Below are 17,673 nucleotides of genomic sequence, written 5' to 3'. Positions count from 1 at the left end.
ACCCATATGAAAACCACACGCCTGTGCCACCCGGTCAAAGCCCTGGCCCTCGCCCTCGGCCTGTTCAGCAGCGCCGTGTTCGCCGCTGACGCCCCCCTCAAGGTCGGCACCACCGCCGCCTTCGCCATTCCCCTGGAAGCCGCCGTGGAAGAGGCCGGCAAACAGGGCCTGAAGGTGGAGCTGGTGGAGTTCACCGACTGGATCGCGCCCAACGTCAGCCTGGCCGCCGGCGATATCGACGTGAACTACTTCCAGCACATTCCCTTCCTGGAAAACGCCAAGGCCGCCGCCGGTTTCGACCTGGTGCCCTTCGCCCCGGGCATCATCAACAACGTCGGCCTGTACTCGAAGAAATACCAGAGCTTCGCCGAACTGCCCCAAGGCGCCAGCGTGGCCATCGCCAACGACCCGATCAACAGCGGGCGCGGCCTGCAACTGCTGGCCAAGGCCGGGCTGATCACCCTCAAGCCGGGGGTCGGCTACAAGGCCACCGAAGAAGACATCGTCAGCAATCCAAAGAAGATCAAGATCCTCCAGGTGGAAGCCGTGCAACTGGTGCGCGCCTATGACGACGCCGACCTGGTCCAGGGCTACCCGGCCTACATCCGCCTGGCCAAGACCTTCGATGCCGGCTCGGCGCTGCTGTTCGACGGCCTGGACCACAAGGAATACGTGATCCAGTTCGTGATCCAGCCCAAGAGCAAGAACGACCCGCGGCTGATCAAGTTCGTCGACATCTACCAGCATTCGCCAGCCGTTCGCGCCGCCCTGGACAAGGCCCACGGCACGCTCTACCAAGCCGGCTGGGAAGGTTGAAATGAGCGTCGCGACTCTCCAGCGCAAGCTGCCGGAACCTGCGCCCCAGAGCGCCGGGCAGGCCGAACTGCACCCCGAGCTGAACCGCGCCCAGGTGCGCTTTATCGGCCTGGGCAAGACCTACCAGGGCCAGCAGGGGCCGGTGCAGGCCCTGCACGGCATCGACCTGGCGATCCAGCGCGGCGAGGTGTTCGGCATCATCGGCCGCAGCGGCGCCGGCAAGTCGTCGCTGATCCGCACCATCAACCGCCTGGAGCAGCCCAGCAGCGGCCGGGTGCTGATCGACCAGGTGGACATCGGCGAGTTCGACGAAGACCGCCTGGTGGCCCTGCGCCGACGCATCGGCATGATCTTCCAGCACTTCAACCTGATGTCGGCCAAGACCGTGTGGCACAACGTCGAGCTGCCATTGAAGGTGGCCGGGGTGCCCAAGGACCTGCGCGCGCGCAAGGTGCGCGAACTGCTGGAACTGGTGGGCCTCAAGGACAAGCACCGGGCCTACCCGGCGCAGCTGTCCGGCGGCCAGAAGCAGCGCGTGGGCATCGCCCGGGCCCTGGTCCACGACCCCGAGATCCTGCTCTGCGACGAAGCCACCTCGGCCCTGGACCCGGAGACCACCCAGTCGATCCTCGGCCTGCTCAAAGAGATCAACCAGCGCCTGGGCCTGACCATCATCCTGATCACCCACGAGATGGCAGTGATCCGCGAGATCTGCGACCGGGTGGTGGTGCTCGAGCACGGGCGCATTGTCGAGCAGGGGCCGGTCTGGGAGGTGTTCGGCAACCCTCGACACGAGGTCAGCAAGACCCTGCTGGCACCCTTGCAGCAGGGCCTGCCCGAGGACCTGCAAAGCCGCCTGCGCAGCCAGCCCGAGTCCGCCGATGCGGCAGTGGTCCTGAGCCTGCGCTTTACCGGCGGCGGCCGCGAGGAGCCGGACCTGGCGGCCTTGTTCAGCGCCCTGGGCGGGCGAGTGCGCCTGCTGCAGGGCGGAGTCGAACGGATCCAGGGCCATGCCCTGGGGCAACTGCTGCTGGCGGTCCAGGGCTCGTCCCTGGGCACCGTGGAGCTGCGTCAGCGGGCCGAGCAATGGGCACAACAGGTGGAGGTACTGGGCTATGTGGTTTGATCGCTTGTTGCAGGGCATCCTCGACACCCTGCTGATGGTTGGCGTGTCCTCGCTGATTGCCCTGCTGGCGGGGATTCCCCTGGCGGTGATCCTGGTCACCAGCGGCAAGGGCGGGATCTATGAGGCGCCGAACCTGAACCGGGCGCTGGGGGCCTTCGTCAACCTGTTCCGCTCGATTCCGTTCCTGATCCTGATGGTGGCGCTGATTCCCTTTACCCGCTTGATCGTCGGCACCACTTACGGCGTGTGGGCGGCAGTAGTGCCGCTGACCATCGCCGCTACGCCGTTCTTTGCGCGGATCGCCGAAGTCAGCCTGCGGGAAGTCGACCACGGCCTGATCGAAGCGGCCCAGGCCATGGGTTGCCGACGCTGGCATATCGTCTGGCACGTGCTGCTGCCCGAAGCGCTGCCGGGCATCGTCGGCGGCTTCACCATCACCCTGGTGACCATGATCAACTCCTCGGCCATGGCCGGGGCGATTGGCGCGGGTGGCCTGGGGGACATTGCCTACCGCTACGGTTATCAGCGTTTCGACAGCCAGATCATGCTCACGGTGATCGTGCTGCTGGTGATCCTGGTGGCGGCGATCCAGCTGGGTGGCGACCGCCTGGCGCGGGTGCTGAACAAGCGTTGAGGGCGGCGGTGGCCGTTCGGACGCCTTCGCGAGCAAGCTCGCTCCTACCAGCGACTGCACACAACCTGTAGGAGCGAGCTTGCTCGCGAAAAGGCCGCCAGGTCGCCATTGGAGGTATATTTGCTGCCTCCCTTCTACCCACGCAGCCCGCCATGAAACTCGCCCCCGACGATCTCGAAAGCATCACCGCAACCACCCTCGGCCACTACAACCAGGTGGCCGAAGGTTTTCGCGAAGGCACCCGCGACCACGATGTGAGCCAGAACATCGACGCGCTGCTGCGGCATATCCAGGGCAAAGCGCCGTTCACCGTACTGGATTTCGGCTGCGGCCCCGGCCGCGACCTGCAAGCCTTTACCCGCCTGGGCCATATCGCCGTCGGCCTCGACGGCTGCGAGCGCTTCGCCCAGATGGCCCGGGAAGACAGCGGCTGCGAGGTCTGGCAGCAGGACTTCCTCAAGCTCGAGCTGCCGGCCGAACGCTTCGACGGGATCTTCGCCAACGCGGTGCTGTTCCACATTCCCCGCCAGGAACTGCCGCGGGTGCTCAAGCAACTGCATGCCAGCCTCAAGAACGGCGGCGTACTGTTCAGCTCCAATCCCCGGGGTGATAACCAGGAAGGCTGGAACGGCCCGCGCTACGGCGCCTACCACGACCTGGCGGCCTGGCAGGCATTGCTGACGGATGCCGGGTTTGTCGAACTGGAGCACTACTACCGACCCGCCGGCCTGCCCCGGGAACAGCAACCGTGGCTGGCCAGCGTCTGGCGCAAGGCCTGAGGCCACGGCCTGCCGCCAGGCGGCTCAGGGCTGGCGCGCGACCTGATACTCACGCACCTCGCCGTCCGCCAGCAGCGCCTTGATGCTCTGCCCCGGCAACCTCACGCCCTGCACTTCACGGGCGTGGGCATCGAAATTCGCCAGCAACCGCGAACCGTCGGCAAAGGTGGTCTGCTGCACCTGGCGGTCCGCCGTCAGCCAGCGAAAATCCGTGAGGGCCTGGGTGCCCAGGCGCTGGTGCAAAGGCTGGAAAAATGCATCCTGGCGGACCATCGGCGGCAGGCGCTGGCGCAGCGTGGCGGCACTCAGGTGATACAAGGGCGGCACGTTGTAGAGCAGCTGGGTCAATTCGTTCTCGACCCGCACATTGCTCAATTTGAGGCTGTCGAACAGCCAATGGTGGCTGGTCACCAGCGACCCATGGAACACCGCCTGGTACAACGGCACACGTGTCGCCGGCGCGAAATACACCGTGCGGTAGGGCTCCTTGAGCGGCGCGCTCTTGAAGAACACCGCTGGCTGCTCCGGCGGGTACCAGTTGCCCAGGTAGTAGGGCGACTTCACCTCCTTGCTCATCTGCTCATCGCCCCAGCCTATGACTGGGGTCTGCATGCCATGGGCGAACAGCACGCCGCCGGCCGTCACCCCATTGCCGTCTTCGGAACCGCTGACCAGTTGCTGCTGCTCGGCAATCCAGCGCGAAGCATCGATATTGCCCTCAGCGTTCTGCGCCTGGGTCATCGGCCTCTCGGCGCGGTAGCTGTCGAACAGCATGCCGGTGGCGTAGGCATCGAGGAACCAACTGTTGAACCCGACCCGGGCCTGCACGGCCTTGACCCGGGCCTCCAGCAATGGCCTGACGCAACGTGGGTCGGTGTAATGCCCGGACTGCTGGAAACCGCTTTTGAGCTGGCCGTTTTCCAGCACAATCGCGCACTCGCGGTTGGCTCGCGAGCCCAGGTGGGCGGTGCTCCAGTCGGGGTTTTCATTGCTGCGCAACGCGGTCTCGTAGGAGTCGTAGGGCGCCACCAGATAACCCGCGGCCACCCCGGCCCGCACCGCTTCGGGGTGCCATAGCCCGCCCTCCCAACCTTCGCCGAGGCCCAGCCACAAACGGCTCAGCCCGGCCGCCTGCAAACGCTCCATGGTCGCCAGCGACAGGCTGCTGCCCCAACGCGCCGGGTCGGTGTTCAAGGCCGTGGCAAAGACCTTGGCCACCTGCGTGCGCAGCTCGCCGTAACCCTGGGCCAGGGCTTGCATGTCGGGCTCGTCCGCGCCCTGCCAGCCCAGACGGGCCTGCTGGTTCAGCGCGCTGTTGAGGCCGCGCAGCAGGGTGGTGCGCTGATAGGCATCCAGGTTGGCCGCGGGCGCCTTAAGGATCTGCGCGCTGTCCTTGTCCAGGCCGGCCCGCAGCTTTATCGCCAGCGGCTCGTTACCCTGCAAGTCCTGTAGCAACTGCGGCCAGTTGCGCACATCGTCGCTCCCCAGCAGATCGTTGCCCCACAGATAAACATGACTGGCCCCCAGCAACTTGCTGCCTTGCGGCGTGCGTGCCAGCTTGGCCTCCAGGGTCTCGTAACGCCCGTTGTCGATCAGCCATTGACGATAGCGCTTGGCGCCCGCCAGCAGGTCGGCGTCGCCAAGGTACAAGGTCATGGTCAGCGGCGCATCGGGTTCCAGGCGGGTGAACTGATGCTGCCCCGTCAGTGCCATGGCCGGCCCTTCGGCGCTCAGGCTCAGGCGGTTGTTATAGGGTCGGGTCAGTAGCCAGCTCAGGGTGAAGGCGCCGTGATCCAGGGTCCACAGCGGCAGGCTCAGGTCCTGGGTACTGTTGACTTCGCCCTGGTCCAGTAGAAACCGTTGCCAGCGCAGGTCCCCCGTCGGTACGTAGTGCCCCTCGGCCAAAGGCCAGACCAGCCCCCTGCCCATGGCGCTGGCCGGCTGGCGCAGAAACGTCAGCGAGCCCGGCTCCCGGGCCTGGATGGAGAACACCAGGTCGCGCTGGCGCAGGGTCGCGCTCAGGCTCCAGGCGCCATCGTCCCATTGCCAACTGAGCTGCTGCGGCGTCTGTTGCAAGGCGCTGACCCGGTGGCGGTCCACACCCGCCGAGGCTTGCACGGCCGGCTGACCGGCAGGGGTCACGCGAATCGCCAGGGTCGCCGGATCGATCTCGACCTGCCACAACGAGTTTTCCAACAACGGCTGGGCCAGCGCCCAGGGCGACAGCAGCAGGGCGGCGGCGAGTAACAGGCCACGCAGAGGCCGGGCAACGCAGGGCATGAGCAATCCCTTCTCGAATGAATGCCCAGAGTGTAAAGCAAAGCGCTGCCCGTCCCGCCGGCATCCGGGAACAGCCCTGTGCGCAACACGCACAGGGCCCTGCCTCAACCGGCTTCTTTCTGCGGTTCGCGAATCTTGTACCAGGCCACATACAGCGCCGGGAGGAACAGCAGGGTAAGCAAGGTGGCGACGATGATGCCGCCGATCATGGCGTAGGCCATCGGCCCCCAGAACACTTCCCGGGCAATCGGGATCATCCCCAGGCTGGCCGCCGCGGCAGTCAGCAGGATCGGCCGCCGTCGATGGTGGGTGGCTTCCAGCACCGCGTCCCAGGGGTGATAGCCGTCGCGCTCGTAGTCGTCGATCTGGGTCACCAGGATCACCGAGTTGCGGATGATGATGCCGATCAGCGCGAGGATCCCGAGGATCGCCACAAAGCCCATGGGTGTGCCCGTGGGCACCAGGGCCAGGACCACGCCGATCAGCCCCAGGGGCGCCACGCTGGCCACCAGGAACAGCTTCTGCACGCTGTGCAGCTGGATCATCAGGAAGGTCGCCATGAGGAACAGCATCAGCGGCACCACCTTGGCGATCGGCCCCTGGGCCTTGCCGCTTTCCTCCACGGTGCCGCCGGTGGCCACCGAATAGCCGGCAGGCAGCTGCGCGGCAAACTTATCGATGTCCGGCTTCAGTTGCTTGACCAGGTCGGTGGGCTGGATCGCATCGCGCACCGCGGCCTTGATGGTGATGGTCGGCTTGCGGTCGCGGCGCCACACCAATGGCTGCTCCAGTTCGTAGCGCACGGTGGCGAAGGCCAGCAGCGGGATCGAGGTGCCGCTGGGGGTGACGATCTGCAGGTTCTGCAGGGTTTCCGGCGAGCCGCGCTCGTTGTCGTCGGCGCGACCGACCACGTTGATCAGGTAGATGTCGTCATGCACCTGGGTCACGGTGGAGCCGCTGACGATGCTGTTCATCAGTTGCGCCACGTCCTCCGAGGACAGCCCCAACTGCCGCGCCTTGTCCTGGGCGATGTCGATGCGCAGCACTTTGCCGGGCTCGTTCCAGTCGTAGATGATCTCGCCGATGTGCGGGTTCTTGTCCAGTTCGGTGGCCAGTTCGATGGCGTGCTTGCGCACCTGGTCGATGTCCTTGCCGCTGACCCGGTACTGGATCGGCCGCCCCACCGGCGGGCCCATCTCCAGGGCCTGGACATAGCTGCCGATGCCGACGAAGTCTTCGCGCAGGCGCTTCTGCAGGCGCTGGGTCAGGGCCGTGCGCTGCTCCAGGCCCTTGCTGACGATCACCAGCTGGGCGTAGTAGGGGTTCTGCAACTGCTGGTCCAGGGGCAGGTAGAAACGGATCGCGCCCTCGCCGATGTAGGTGCTCCAGCGCTCGATGTCCGGGTCGTCCTTGAGGGTCGCTTCCAGGCGGTCCACGGCCTGACGGGTCTCGTTGATCGAGGCGTTCTGCGGCAGGTTGAGGTCCACCAGGATCTCCGGCCGGTCCGATGACGGGAAGAACTGGTTCTGCACGAACCGCATGCAGAACACCGACGCCACGAACAGCAGCACGGTGATGCCGATGGCCCACCAGCGGTTGCGCATGGCCCACAGCAGGCCGCCGTTGAAGGCGCGTCCGATGCGCCCCGGCTCCTCGGAATGGGGTTTGATGTTGGTGCTGAGGATGTGGATGCCGATCACCGGGGCAAACAGCACCGCGACGATCCAGGACACCAGCATGGCCACCGCAATCACCGCGAACAGAGTGAAGGTGTACTCACCGGCAGAGCTGGCGTTGAGGCCGATGGGCACGAAGCCGGCCACGGTCACCAGGGTCCCGGTGAGCATCGGGAAGGCGGTGGAGGTGTAGGCGAAGGTCGCGGCCTGCTCCTTGCTCTCGCCCTTCTCCAGCCGCGTGACCATCATTTCCACGGTGATCATCGCGTCGTCCACCAGCAGCCCCAGGGCGATGATCAGCGCCCCCAGGGAGATCCGCTGCATGGTGATGCCGCTGTACTCCATGAACACGAAGACCATGGCCAGCACCAGCGGAATCGAGCAGGCCACCACCAGCCCGGCGCGTACCCCGAGGCTGATGAAGCTCACCACCAGGACGATGATCACCGCCTCGAACAGGGCGCTGGTAAAACCGCCCACCGCCTCTTCCACCACTTCGGCCTGGTCGGACACCTTGTGCACCCCGACGCCCACCGGCAGGTCGGCGGTCAGCTGGTCCATGCGCGCGTGCAGGGCCTTGCCGAAGTCCTGGATGTTGCCGCCCTTCTTCATGGCGATCGCCAGGCCGATGGCCGGCTTGCCATTGAAGCGGAACAGCGGCGTGGAAGGGTCGACATAGCCGCGGCTGATCTCGGCGATGTCCGCCAGCCGGTAGAAGCGATCGTTGAGCCGCAGGTTGACCGTGGCCAGGTCCTTCTCCGAGGCGAACTGCCCGGACGTGCGCACCGAGATGCGCTCCGGCCCCGCCTCGATCACCCCGGCCGGGGTCACCGCGTTCTGCGATTGCAGGCTCTGCAGGACCTGGCGCTGGTCGATGCCCAGGGCCGCCAGCTTGCGGGTGGAGAAGTTCAGGTAGATGACTTCGTCCTGCTCGCCGACCATCTCCACCTTGCCCAGGTTCGGCACTTCGCGGATCTCGGCCCGTACCTGCTCCACGTAGTCACGCAGCTGGCGCATGCTCAGGCCGTCGGCGGTGAAGGCGTAGATCGAACCGAACACATCGCCGAACTCATCGTTGAACCCCGGACCTTGCAGGCCCTGGGGAAAGTCGCCGCGGATGTCGTTGATCTTCTTGCGCACCTGGTACCAGATCTCGGGAATGTCCTTGGCGCTGGTGGTGTCGCGCAGGTAGACGAACACCGTCGATTCGCCGGGGCGGGTGTAGCTTTTCACGTAGTCCAGGGAGTCCAGCTCTTCGAGCTTCTTCTCGATGCGGTCGGTGACCTGCTTCAGGGTTTCTTCCTGGGTCGCGCCGGGCCAGCGGGTCTGGATGACCATGGTCTTGATGGTGAAGGACGGGTCTTCTTCACGCCCCAGGTTCATGTAGGAAAACACGCCCATCAGCAGCGCGACGAACATCAGGTACCAGACGAAGGACTGATGTTTGATCGCCCATTCGGACAGGTTGAAGCTCCCTTTGCTGTCGGGCGTCATGGTGCGCGGTCCTCGTCGAATTTGACTTTCTGCCCCGGCTTGAGGCTATTGACGCCGGCACTGACCACCCGCTCGCCGGGCTTGACGCCGTGGCTGATCAACGCCGAAGCGCTGTCGCGGCTGAGCACCGTGACCTCGCGTGGGGCGACGGTCTGGGTCTGGGGGTCGATGACCCAGATCCGGGTCTGGCCCTGCACCTCTTGCAGGGCCGTCAGCGGCAGTTCGGTGCGCGGCTCGATGGCGGTGCTCAGGGTCACGCTGATGGCGGTGCCCAGGCGAAAGGCTTCGGGGGTGTCCTTGAGGGTCAGGCGCGCACGGCGGGTACGGGTCGCGCTCTGGGCCTGGGGCTCGATCTCGCGCACCGTGGCAGTGGTGTTGATGCTTGGGTCCAGTTGCGCGGCGACGGTGAATTCCACACCGGCTGGCAGTTGGTCCACCAGGCTGGCCGGCAGGTCGATCACCGCTTCCTTGATCTCCGGCCGAGCCAGGGTCACCACTTGCTGGCCGGCGGTCACCACCTGCCCGGCTTCGGCATTCCAGGCGGTGATCACACCGCCGTGATCGCTGCGCAGTTCGCTGTAGTTGAGCTGATCCTGGGCCTGGCGCACCGAGGCCTTGGCCTGGTCCAGGGAAGCGCCGGTGGTCTTCAGGTCGGTCTGGGCGATGTCCAGTTGCGCCTGGGCGCCCACGCCGCGATCGAACAGCTCCTGTTGGCGCCGGGCATTGGCCTGGGCGTTGATCCACTGCGCCTCGACCTTGGCCAGGTCACCCTGGGCGGCCCGCAGCTGGTTCTGCTGATCGGTGGGGTCCAGGGTCGCCAGCAAGTCCCCGGGCCCGACTTCGGCGCCGACATCCACATTGCGGTTGGCGATGCGCCCCGGCACCCGGAAGCCCAGGTTGGTCTCGTAGCGGGCCTGGATGGTGCCGGCAAAGCGCCCCAGGCTTTCCTCGGCCTGGGGCGTCACCTGGATCGACAGCACCGGGCGCACCGGCTCCGGCGCCGGCTCTTCCTTGGAGCAGCCCAGCAGCAAGGCGCTGGCACACAACAACGGCAGCAGGCGCTTCATGGTTGTGCTCCCTGGTCCCTGGTCTGCGAGGCGATCTCGACGAACATCCCCGGGTGCAGCAACTGCCCACCCGCCACCACCACTTTCTCACCGCCCTTGAGGCCGTCGCTGATGATCACCTTGCCGGTCAGGTAGCGTCCGACCTTGACCTCGTGCAGGGCGGTCTTGCCGTCCTCGCCCACCAGCCACACGGCGGGTTCGCTGAGGTTCTTGGTCAGGGCCGACCAGGGCAGCACCACGCTGGCCTTGCCGTGGGCCCGTGCGGTGGCGCTGACCACCGAGCCCAGGTCCATGCCCGGCGGCAACGAATCGAGCACCACCTTGACCTGCACCGTGCCGCTCTGGGCCGAGACCACCGGCGTCACCTCGCGGACCTTGCCGGTGGTGGTCACCTTGGGGTTGTCCAGCAGGCTGATGTGGATGGTTTCCTGGCCCGGCGGCTGCATCAGCAGCGATTCGTAGACGTTGAACACCGCGTCACGCTCACCATCCCGGGCCAGGCTGAAGATCGGCACCGTGGCCTGCACCACCTGGCCGACCTCGGCCTGGCGCGCGGTGATCACCCCCGGTGCCTCGGCCACCAGCTCGGTGTAGCTCAGTTGCTCGCGGGCGTTGGCCAGTTGCGCCTGGGCCGCACTCAGGGCGCTCTGGCTGCTGCGCAGGGCGGCCTGGGCCGAATCGTATTCGCTCTGGCTGGTGTAGCCCTTGGGCAAGAGCTTCTGCTGGCGGACAAACGCCGCGCTGGCCTGCTTGACCCGCGCCTGCTCGGCGAACACCGAAGCGGCGGCGGAGTCGACATTGGTCTGCAGATCCTTGGGATCGAGCTTGGCCAGCACCTGCTGCGCCGTGACCCGATCGCCGACATCCACCATGCGCTGGATGATCTTGCCACCGACGCGGAACGACAGTTCGGTCTGCACCCGGGCCTGGACGTCACCGGTGAGGGTCACCGAAGGCGCGAAATCACTGCTCTGCACCTCCAGGATGCGTACCCGCGGACGCTCCTTTTCCCCGGGTTTCTCCGCCCCGCAGCCGCCGAGCAGCAGCAACAGGGTCAATCCCACTATCCACTTCGAATTGAACGCAGCCATGCAGGCTCCTTTTGCGTGATGCTGTCTCGCCAGTGACGTTACGACTGTGAGCTTAGAACAGGGTTCAACCCTTGCACGCCGCTCTCATAACCGGTTTTTTGTGGCGAGGGAGCGTGCCTGCGCTCGGCCGGCGCCCCGGCACACAGCCGCCGCCACACCGCGCAACGCGCGCCATCCAGGCAGGCCCCGGGCGCCTGCACCATCGGGCACACGCAAGCTGTGCAGCGACAAATCAGGCACACTGCGCACCACGCAACAGGAGACCCGGCATGCTCAAGACCCTGGCGGTGGCCAATTACCGCTCCATCAACACACTGGTGATTCCCCTGGGTCGGCTGAACCTGATCACCGGCGCCAACGGCAGCGGCAAATCCAACCTGTACCGCGCCCTGCGCCTGCTGGCGGAAACCGCCCAGGGCGGAGTGGTCAACGCCCTGGCCCGGGAAGGCGGGCTGGATTCGACTTTCTGGGCCGGGCCGGAAAAGCTCACCCGGCGCATGCGCAAGGGCGAAGTGCCGATCGAAGCCAGCGTGCGTTCTTCGAGCAAGCGCCTGCGCCTGGGCTTTGCCGGTGAAGACTTCAGCTACGCCATCGCCCTGGGCCTGCCGGAACCGAGCAACTCGGTGTTTGCCCTGGACCCGCAGATCAAGAAGGAGTGCATCTGGTCCGGGCCGTTCTATCGTCCCGCCAGCCTGCTGGTGGACCGCGACGGCCCGCTGATCCGTGCACGCCAGGGCCGCAGCTGGGACGTGCTGAGCCAGCACACGCCGAGCTTCGACAGCCTGTTCGATCAAGTGGGCAGCCTGCGCGGCTCGCCGGAAGTGCTGCAGATGCGCGAATTCATCCGCCGCTGGCGCTTCTACGATCACTTTCGCAGCGACAGCGAAGCCCCGGTGCGCCAACCCCAACTGGGCACCCGCACCCCGGTGCTGCACCACGACGGCCGCGACCTGGCGGCGGCGTTGCAGACCATTCGCGAGATCGGCGACCCCGAGGCCCTCGACGCCGCCATCAGCGATGCCTTTCCCGGCGCACGCCTGGACATCGCACCGCTGCCGGGCGGACGTTTTGCCATCGAGTTCTATCAGGAAGGATTGCTGCGGCCGCTGTCGGCGGCGGAACTGTCGGACGGCACATTGCGCTATCTGCTGCTGGTGGCCGCGTTGCTGACCCCGCGCCCACCGAGCCTGATGGTGCTCAACGAACCGGAGACCAGCCTGCACCCGGACCTGTTGCCGGCCCTGGCGCGCCTGATCATCAGCGCTTCCGAGCAGTGCCAGGTGTGGGTGGTGTCCCACGCCCGGCGCCTGATCGCGGCCTTGCAGCAAGACCCGGAATGCAACTGCATCGTGCTGGACAAAGAGCTGGGCCAGACCGGCATCGTTGGCCAGCGGATGCTCGACGAACCGGCCTGGTACTGGCCCGACTGAACCATCCCCGCCGGCCCCGACTGCCAAGCCCCGTAGGAGCCAGCTTGCTGGCGAAGAGGCCCTCAAACCCTCAAACCCAGCATCGCCCTTGCGGACGCCTTCGCTGGCAAGCCAGCTCCTACAGCCATCCGCCACTCCGCGCCAGCCCCGTAGGAGCCAGCTTGCTGGCGAAGAGGCCTTCAAGCCTTGCATCGCCCTTGCGGACGCCTTCGCTGGCAAGCCAGCTCCTACAGCCATCCGCCACACCGCGCCAGCCCCGTAGGAGCCAGCTTGCTGGCGAAGAGGCCCTCAAACCCTGCATCGCCCTTGCGGACGCCTTCGCTGGCAAGCCAGCTCCTACAGTCATCCGCCACACCGCGCCAGCCCCGTAGGAGCCAGCTTGCTGGCGAAGAGGCCTTCGAGCCTTGCATCGCCCTTGCGGACGCCTTCGCTGGCAAGCCAGCTCCTACAGTCATCCGCCACTCCGCGCCAGCCCCGTAGGAGCCAGCTTGCTGGCGAAGAGGCCTTCAAGCCTTGCATCGCCCTTGCGGACGCCTTCGCTGGCAAGCCAGCTCCTACAGGTCGGGCAGGGTCAGCCCTGCCATTTGCCGCCTTCGACAATCACGCTCTCAGGCTGGGTGTCGTCGCTCAGTTCCTTGCGCACGTACTGGTCATACAGCTTGAGCAGGTATTTCTCTTCGCCCAGCTTGGCCAGTTCGGCATTCACCCAGTCACGCAGTTCGATGTTGCCCTTTTTTACCGCCGGGGCGATCGGGGCTTGCTCGCCCAGGGTCTGCGGCAGTACGCGGTAGCCTGGGTTCTGCTTGGACCAACTGAACAGAATCAGGTTGTCCTGGGCATAGGCATCACCACGACCATTGGCCAGGGCCTGCAGGGATTCGGTGTTTTTCTCGAACTTGAGCAGTTTCCAGTCCGGATGGTTCTGAGTCAGCCAGATGTCCGCGGTGGTGCCGGTGGTGACGATGGTGGTGCGGCTCGCCAGGTCATCCAGGCTCTTCACTTCGCTGCCCTCGGGCACCAGGGCCTGGACCGCCACCTTGAGGTTGGGGTTGGTGAATTCCACCGCTTCCTTGCGCTCCGGGGTCACGGTCATGTTGGCCAGGATCAGGTCAACCTTGTCGCTCTGCAGAAAGGGAATGCGGCTGGCCGGTTCCACGGCGACGAATTCAACCTTGTTCTCGTCCCCCAGCAGGTCCTTGGCGAATTGCCGGCCGATGTCGGTATCGAAACCGACATAGCGCCCGGTTTCATCGACGAAACCGAACGGCGGCTTGTCGGTGAACACGCCGACGATCAACTTGTCCCGGGCCTTGATCTTGTCCAGGTAGCCGGCCGCCGGCGCGGCGCTGGCGGCAGTGGCTGCAGGCTTGGGGGCCTCGGCGGATTTATCGCAGCCGGCCAGCAGGGCCAGACCGAACAGCGGCAGTAACAACAGCGAAGACTTGGCAGTTTTCATAAGAGCTCCAGTTCCTTTTTAGGGGCTTTCTTGGGCAGTGCTTCAACGAAGGAGAACTTCTCCAGGAACTGCTGCGCGCGTGCGCTCTGCGGGTTCGTGAAGAAAGCCTCGGGGGTGTTCTGTTCCACGATGCGCCCGGCGTCCATGAACACCACGCGGTCGGCCACGGCCCGGGCGAAGGCCATTTCATGGGTGACGATCAACAGGGTCATGCCGTCCCGGGCCAGGCCCTGGATCACCTGCAGCACTTCCTTGACCATCTCCGGGTCCAGCGCCGCGGTGACCTCGTCGAACAGCATCACCTGGGGGTTCATGCACAACGAACGGACGATGGCGATGCGTTGCTGCTGACCGCCGGAAAGCTGCCGGGGAAAGGCTTCGCGCTTGTCCAGCAGGCCCACCCGCTCCAGCAGCGCCTCGGCCTGGGCCCGGGCTTCGCGAGGCTCGCGTTTCTGCACCTTGAGCGGCCCCAGGAGGATGTTGTCCAGCACGTTCATGTGGGGAAACAGGTGGTAGCTCTGGAACACCATGCCGATCTGCTGGCGCACCTGGCGCCAGTCGGTGGCGGCACTCAAAAGCTCGCGCCCAGCAAAACGCAGGTGGCCGCTGTGGGCCGTTTCCAGGCCGTTGAGGCAGCGCAGCAGGGTGCTCTTGCCGCAGCCGCTGGGGCCGAGGATGACGATCACCTCACCCGCCGCCACGCAAAGGTCGACCTCCTTGAGCACCTGCTGCGGGCCGAAGAACTTGTTGAAACCCTGGAACTCGATCAATGCGCTCATGCTTGCGTCCAGCGCCGCTCCAGCACGCGGGAGGCGGCCGACAGCGGGTAGCAGATAAAGAAGAAAAACAGGAACAGCACGCCGTAGATCAGCACCGATTCGTAGGTGCGCTCGATGATCTGCTGGCCGACCTTGATCACGTCCACCACGCCGATCAGCACCGCCAGGGAACTGGTCTTGATGATTCGCGTGTAGACGTTGATGGTCGGTGGCGTCATGCGTTTCAGCGCCTGGGGCAACAGCACGTAGCCGTACAGCTGGGCACCCGAGAGGCCGATGGACAGGCCCGCCTCACGCTGGCCCCGGGGCAGGGATTGCAGGGCCCCGCGCACCACCTCGCCAACTTCGCTGGCGCCCCACAGCGACAGCACCAGCACCGCACAGGTGAAGCTGGGAATGCTGATGCCGAAGAAGATCGGAAAACCGAAAAACAGCAGGTACAACCAGACCAGCACCGGAATCGCCCGGAACAGCTCCAGGTAGATCCGCAGCGGTACGTCCAGCACCTTGCGCTGCAGGCTGCGCAGCACGCCATAGAGCACGCCGCCCAGGGTGCTGAAGGCAATGCTCAGCAAGGAAATCGACAAGGTCTGCGCAGCGCCCCGGGCCAGTTGCGGCAGGGACACCAGCAACAGCTCAAGACCCGAACTGGCCATGCTGCAACCTCCTTTCCAGACGGCTGAGCAACAGCGACAGGGGCAGGAACAACAGCACGCAGATCAGCGTCAGCACGGCGAGCATTTCATAGGTCTTGTAGTACAGGGCGATGTAACTCTTGGTGGTGTAGAGAATTTCCGGCACCGCCACCGCCGAGACCACAGTGGTTTCCTTGAGCAGGAAAATGAAATTGGCGAACAGCGACGGCAGGCTGAGGATCCCGGCCTGGGGCAGGATCACGTAGCGCAACAGCTGCCAGCGCGACAGGCCGATGGAGCGCCCCGACTCCAGCTGCGCCTGGGGCACGGCTTCCACCCCGGCCCGCAGCACTTCGGTGAGGTAGGCGCCACCGAGGAAGGTCATGGTGATGATCGCCGCGGCAAAACCCGAGACCTTGATCCCCAGGGCCGGCAAGGCGAAGTAGACGAAGAACAGCTGGATCAGCAGCGGTGTATTGCGCGCCAGTTCCACGTACAGGCCGATCAGCCGGTGCAGGTAGGGGGTGCGAAACACCAGGAGCGTGGCGTTGATCAGGGCCACCAGCAAGGACGTGCCGATGGCGATCAGGCCGACCTGCAGCGTCACCCCCACGGCTTTGAGAAAGGCCGGCAGGGTGCTGAGGATAAAGGCGTAGTCGAGGGTCATGAATCATCCTGGACGCCGCAGGGGTAGCGCGGCGGTGGTGCAGTCCTTGGGGCGATGGGTAACCGCCCGGCTGCCGCGACTTTATAGCTATAAGAAGCAGAATTTAAATACCGTTAAGGCATATGGATATCACCCAAAAACCTAACCCGCGGATTTGCCGGGCTGGCGCCGGGCTACTACCTTTTCTACCGGGTCGAACGGAGCTTTCGCGCCCGCCCTCCCACTGGACGCTGCACCTCTCAAGGACGATCGCCATGGCCGATGCAAAGACTCCGCAACCGCTGGACCCCCACGAACTGATGAAATGGCTGACGGCATTGCGCCGGGCCACCCAACCCATCGCCAAGAACGCTCCGCTGTAGCCGCTGCCCTGTGCAGCAGCTGACCTGTGCAGGAGCTGGCTTGTGTAGGAGCTGGCTTGCCAGCGAAGGCGCCTGCAAGAGCGATACACATCTCGAGGGCCTCTTCGCCGGCAAGCCGGCTCCTACGGGGGCTGAGCCATAGCATCCCAAAAGCGCTGCATCCCCCAAGCGCGCCTTGCCAGGCTGCCACGGCTTTCGCCAAAGCCATAAAAAACGCCGACGCTGTGCTAGCCGTCGGCGTTTAAAACCTTGAAGGGGTTTGTCGCGTCAGTAGCCTAGTTCATCAGAACGCCGGCAGTACTGCGCCGCTGTATTTCTTCTCGATAAAGGCTTTTACCTCTGGGCTGGTCAGGGCCTTGGCCAGCTTCTGGATGGCCGGGCTGTCCTTGTTGTCCGGACGGGCCACCAGGTAGTTCACGTAAGGCGAATCGGAACCTTCGATGATCAGCGCATCCTTGGCCGGGTTCAGGCCGGCTTCCAGGGCATAGTTGGTGTTGATCATGTCCAGGTCAACCTGGTCCAGGACCCGCGGCAGCATGGCCGACTCCAGTTCCTTGAACTTGAAGTTGTGCGGGTTCTTGGCGATGTCCTTGGGCGTGGCCACGGCGTTCTTCGGGTCCTTGAGCTCGATCAGGCCAGCCTTCTGCAGCAGGATCAGGGCACGGCCGCTGTTGCTGCCTTCGTTGGGGATGGCGATGGTCGCGCCATCTTTCAGCTCGGCCAGGGTCTTGACCTTCTTCGAGTAGCCGCCGAAAGGTTCGACGTGCACGCCGATCACGGTTTCCAGGTGGGTGCCTTTGCCTTCGTTGAAGCTCTTCAGGTACGGCAGGGTCTGGAAGTAGTTGGCGTCCAGACGCTTCTGGTCGACCTGCACGTTGGGTTGCACGTAGTCGGTGAAGACCTTGATTTCCAGGTCCACGCCTTCCTTGGCCAGGGTTGGCTTGATCAACTCAAGAATTTCGGCGTGGGGCACCGGGGTCGCAGCGACCACCAGCTTCTCGCCGGCCTGGGCGATACCTGCGCTCAGGGCTGCCGCCAGTGCGGTGAACAACAGAACTTTTTTCATGCAGGGTCCTTAGGTGTCGAGGTCGACGACGGCTTCAAATAGGGAACTGATTGAGGTGCCAGTGAAGTGCCACTGCTGGCGTGAAGCGGACAATACCGAGATTTTTTATTCCCGAACAATATCTTTTATTCACGTTCATATTCCATTTTGTTCATACAGCCGGCCAACGCTCTAACCCGCGGCCGCCACCTTTTCTGCAGCAGCCGGCTTGCCGGCGAAAAGGCCCTCTGGCCCTGCATCGCCCTCACGCACGCCTTCGCTGGCAAGCCAGCTCCTACGGGCCGGATCTGAAATCGTCTTGTGTAGGAGCCGGCT

14 protein-coding genes are annotated in these 17,673 nt (G+C 65.0%); 5 read left to right on the top strand and 9 right to left on the bottom strand.

Features of this window, described 5'->3' with window-relative positions; genetic code table 11:
• Nucleotides 1-6: 6 nt before the first annotated feature.
• From ACZ5BO_RS02445 to ACZ5BO_RS02430, 4 genes are all read left to right on the top strand, one after another.
• Complete coding sequence (locus tag ACZ5BO_RS02445) at nucleotides 7-816, top strand: MetQ/NlpA family ABC transporter substrate-binding protein (RefSeq protein WP_464698063.1); 810 nt, start codon at nucleotides 7-9, stop codon at nucleotides 814-816.
• 1 nt (nucleotide 817) lies between these two features.
• Entirely contained in the window at nucleotides 818-1,942 is a 1,125-nt protein-coding gene (locus ACZ5BO_RS02440; RefSeq protein ID WP_025128506.1) for a methionine ABC transporter ATP-binding protein, read from the top strand.
• Entirely contained in the window at nucleotides 1,932-2,576 is a 645-nt protein-coding gene (locus ACZ5BO_RS02435; protein WP_011058620.1) for a methionine ABC transporter permease, read from the top strand. Before ACZ5BO_RS02440 ends, ACZ5BO_RS02435 begins: the two co-directional genes overlap by 11 nt.
• A gap of 152 nt (nucleotides 2,577-2,728) precedes the next feature.
• Nucleotides 2,729-3,355 (top strand): class I SAM-dependent methyltransferase, encoded by a 627-nt coding sequence (locus ACZ5BO_RS02430; RefSeq protein ID WP_025128507.1) that lies wholly within the window; start codon nucleotides 2,729-2,731, stop codon nucleotides 3,353-3,355.
• Between the two features lie 24 nt (nucleotides 3,356-3,379).
• Here ACZ5BO_RS02430 and ACZ5BO_RS02425 read toward each other — a convergent pair whose 3' ends face one another.
• From ACZ5BO_RS02425 to ACZ5BO_RS02410, 4 genes are all read right to left on the bottom strand, one after another.
• Nucleotides 3,380-5,635, bottom strand: a complete 2,256-nt coding sequence (locus ACZ5BO_RS02425; protein ID WP_464698060.1) for a glycoside hydrolase — start codon at nucleotides 5,633-5,635, stop codon at nucleotides 3,380-3,382.
• 104 nt (nucleotides 5,636-5,739) lie between these two features.
• Nucleotides 5,740-8,805 carry an efflux RND transporter permease subunit gene (locus ACZ5BO_RS02420; protein ID WP_025128509.1) on the bottom strand — a complete coding sequence of 1,022 codons (3,066 nt, stop codon included), beginning with the start codon at nucleotides 8,803-8,805 and terminating at the stop codon, nucleotides 5,740-5,742.
• Entirely contained in the window at nucleotides 8,802-9,872 is a 1,071-nt protein-coding gene (locus ACZ5BO_RS02415) for an efflux RND transporter periplasmic adaptor subunit (protein WP_025128510.1), read from the bottom strand. The genes ACZ5BO_RS02420 and ACZ5BO_RS02415 overlap by 4 nt, the downstream gene beginning before the upstream one ends.
• Nucleotides 9,869-10,963: an efflux RND transporter periplasmic adaptor subunit gene (locus tag ACZ5BO_RS02410; protein WP_464698057.1), complete on the bottom strand. Its 1,095-nt coding sequence runs from the start codon at nucleotides 10,961-10,963 to the stop codon at nucleotides 9,869-9,871. Before ACZ5BO_RS02410 ends, ACZ5BO_RS02415 begins: the two co-directional genes overlap by 4 nt.
• A 269-nt stretch (nucleotides 10,964-11,232) precedes the next feature.
• Between ACZ5BO_RS02410 and ACZ5BO_RS02405 the strand changes: the two genes are divergently transcribed.
• Nucleotides 11,233-12,393 carry an AAA family ATPase gene (locus ACZ5BO_RS02405; protein ID WP_025128511.1) on the top strand — a complete coding sequence of 387 codons (1,161 nt, stop codon included), beginning with the start codon at nucleotides 11,233-11,235 and terminating at the stop codon, nucleotides 12,391-12,393.
• Nucleotides 12,394-12,964: 571 nt separating this feature from the next.
• Here the strand turns inward: ACZ5BO_RS02405 and ACZ5BO_RS02400 are convergent.
• The 5 genes from ACZ5BO_RS02400 to ACZ5BO_RS02380 all read right to left on the bottom strand — a co-directional run bounded on the left by ACZ5BO_RS02400 (nucleotide 12,965) and on the right by ACZ5BO_RS02380 (nucleotide 17,358).
• The gene (locus ACZ5BO_RS02400; protein WP_464698055.1) at nucleotides 12,965-13,849 is read right to left on the bottom strand and encodes a transporter substrate-binding domain-containing protein; all 885 of its coding nucleotides are present in this window, start codon (nucleotides 13,847-13,849) and stop codon (nucleotides 12,965-12,967) included.
• Complete coding sequence (locus tag ACZ5BO_RS02395; protein WP_464698053.1) at nucleotides 13,846-14,628, bottom strand: amino acid ABC transporter ATP-binding protein; 783 nt, start codon at nucleotides 14,626-14,628, stop codon at nucleotides 13,846-13,848. The genes ACZ5BO_RS02400 and ACZ5BO_RS02395 overlap by 4 nt, the downstream gene beginning before the upstream one ends.
• The gene (locus ACZ5BO_RS02390; protein ID WP_015633731.1) at nucleotides 14,625-15,284 is read right to left on the bottom strand and encodes an amino acid ABC transporter permease; all 660 of its coding nucleotides are present in this window, start codon (nucleotides 15,282-15,284) and stop codon (nucleotides 14,625-14,627) included. Before ACZ5BO_RS02390 ends, ACZ5BO_RS02395 begins: the two co-directional genes overlap by 4 nt.
• Nucleotides 15,265-15,930: an amino acid ABC transporter permease gene (locus ACZ5BO_RS02385; RefSeq protein ID WP_025128514.1), complete on the bottom strand. Its 666-nt coding sequence runs from the start codon at nucleotides 15,928-15,930 to the stop codon at nucleotides 15,265-15,267. Before ACZ5BO_RS02385 ends, ACZ5BO_RS02390 begins: the two co-directional genes overlap by 20 nt.
• Nucleotides 15,931-16,575: 645 nt before the next feature.
• Nucleotides 16,576-17,358 carry a MetQ/NlpA family ABC transporter substrate-binding protein gene (locus ACZ5BO_RS02380; protein WP_011058610.1) on the bottom strand — a complete coding sequence of 261 codons (783 nt, stop codon included), beginning with the start codon at nucleotides 17,356-17,358 and terminating at the stop codon, nucleotides 16,576-16,578.
• Nucleotides 17,359-17,673 lie beyond the last annotated feature (315 nt).

The sequence above is a fragment of the Pseudomonas sp. FFPRI_1 genome (genome assembly GCF_055384485.1).
The sequence above is the reverse complement of the archived record's forward strand: the minus strand, read 5'-3'. Positions and strand labels throughout refer to the sequence as shown.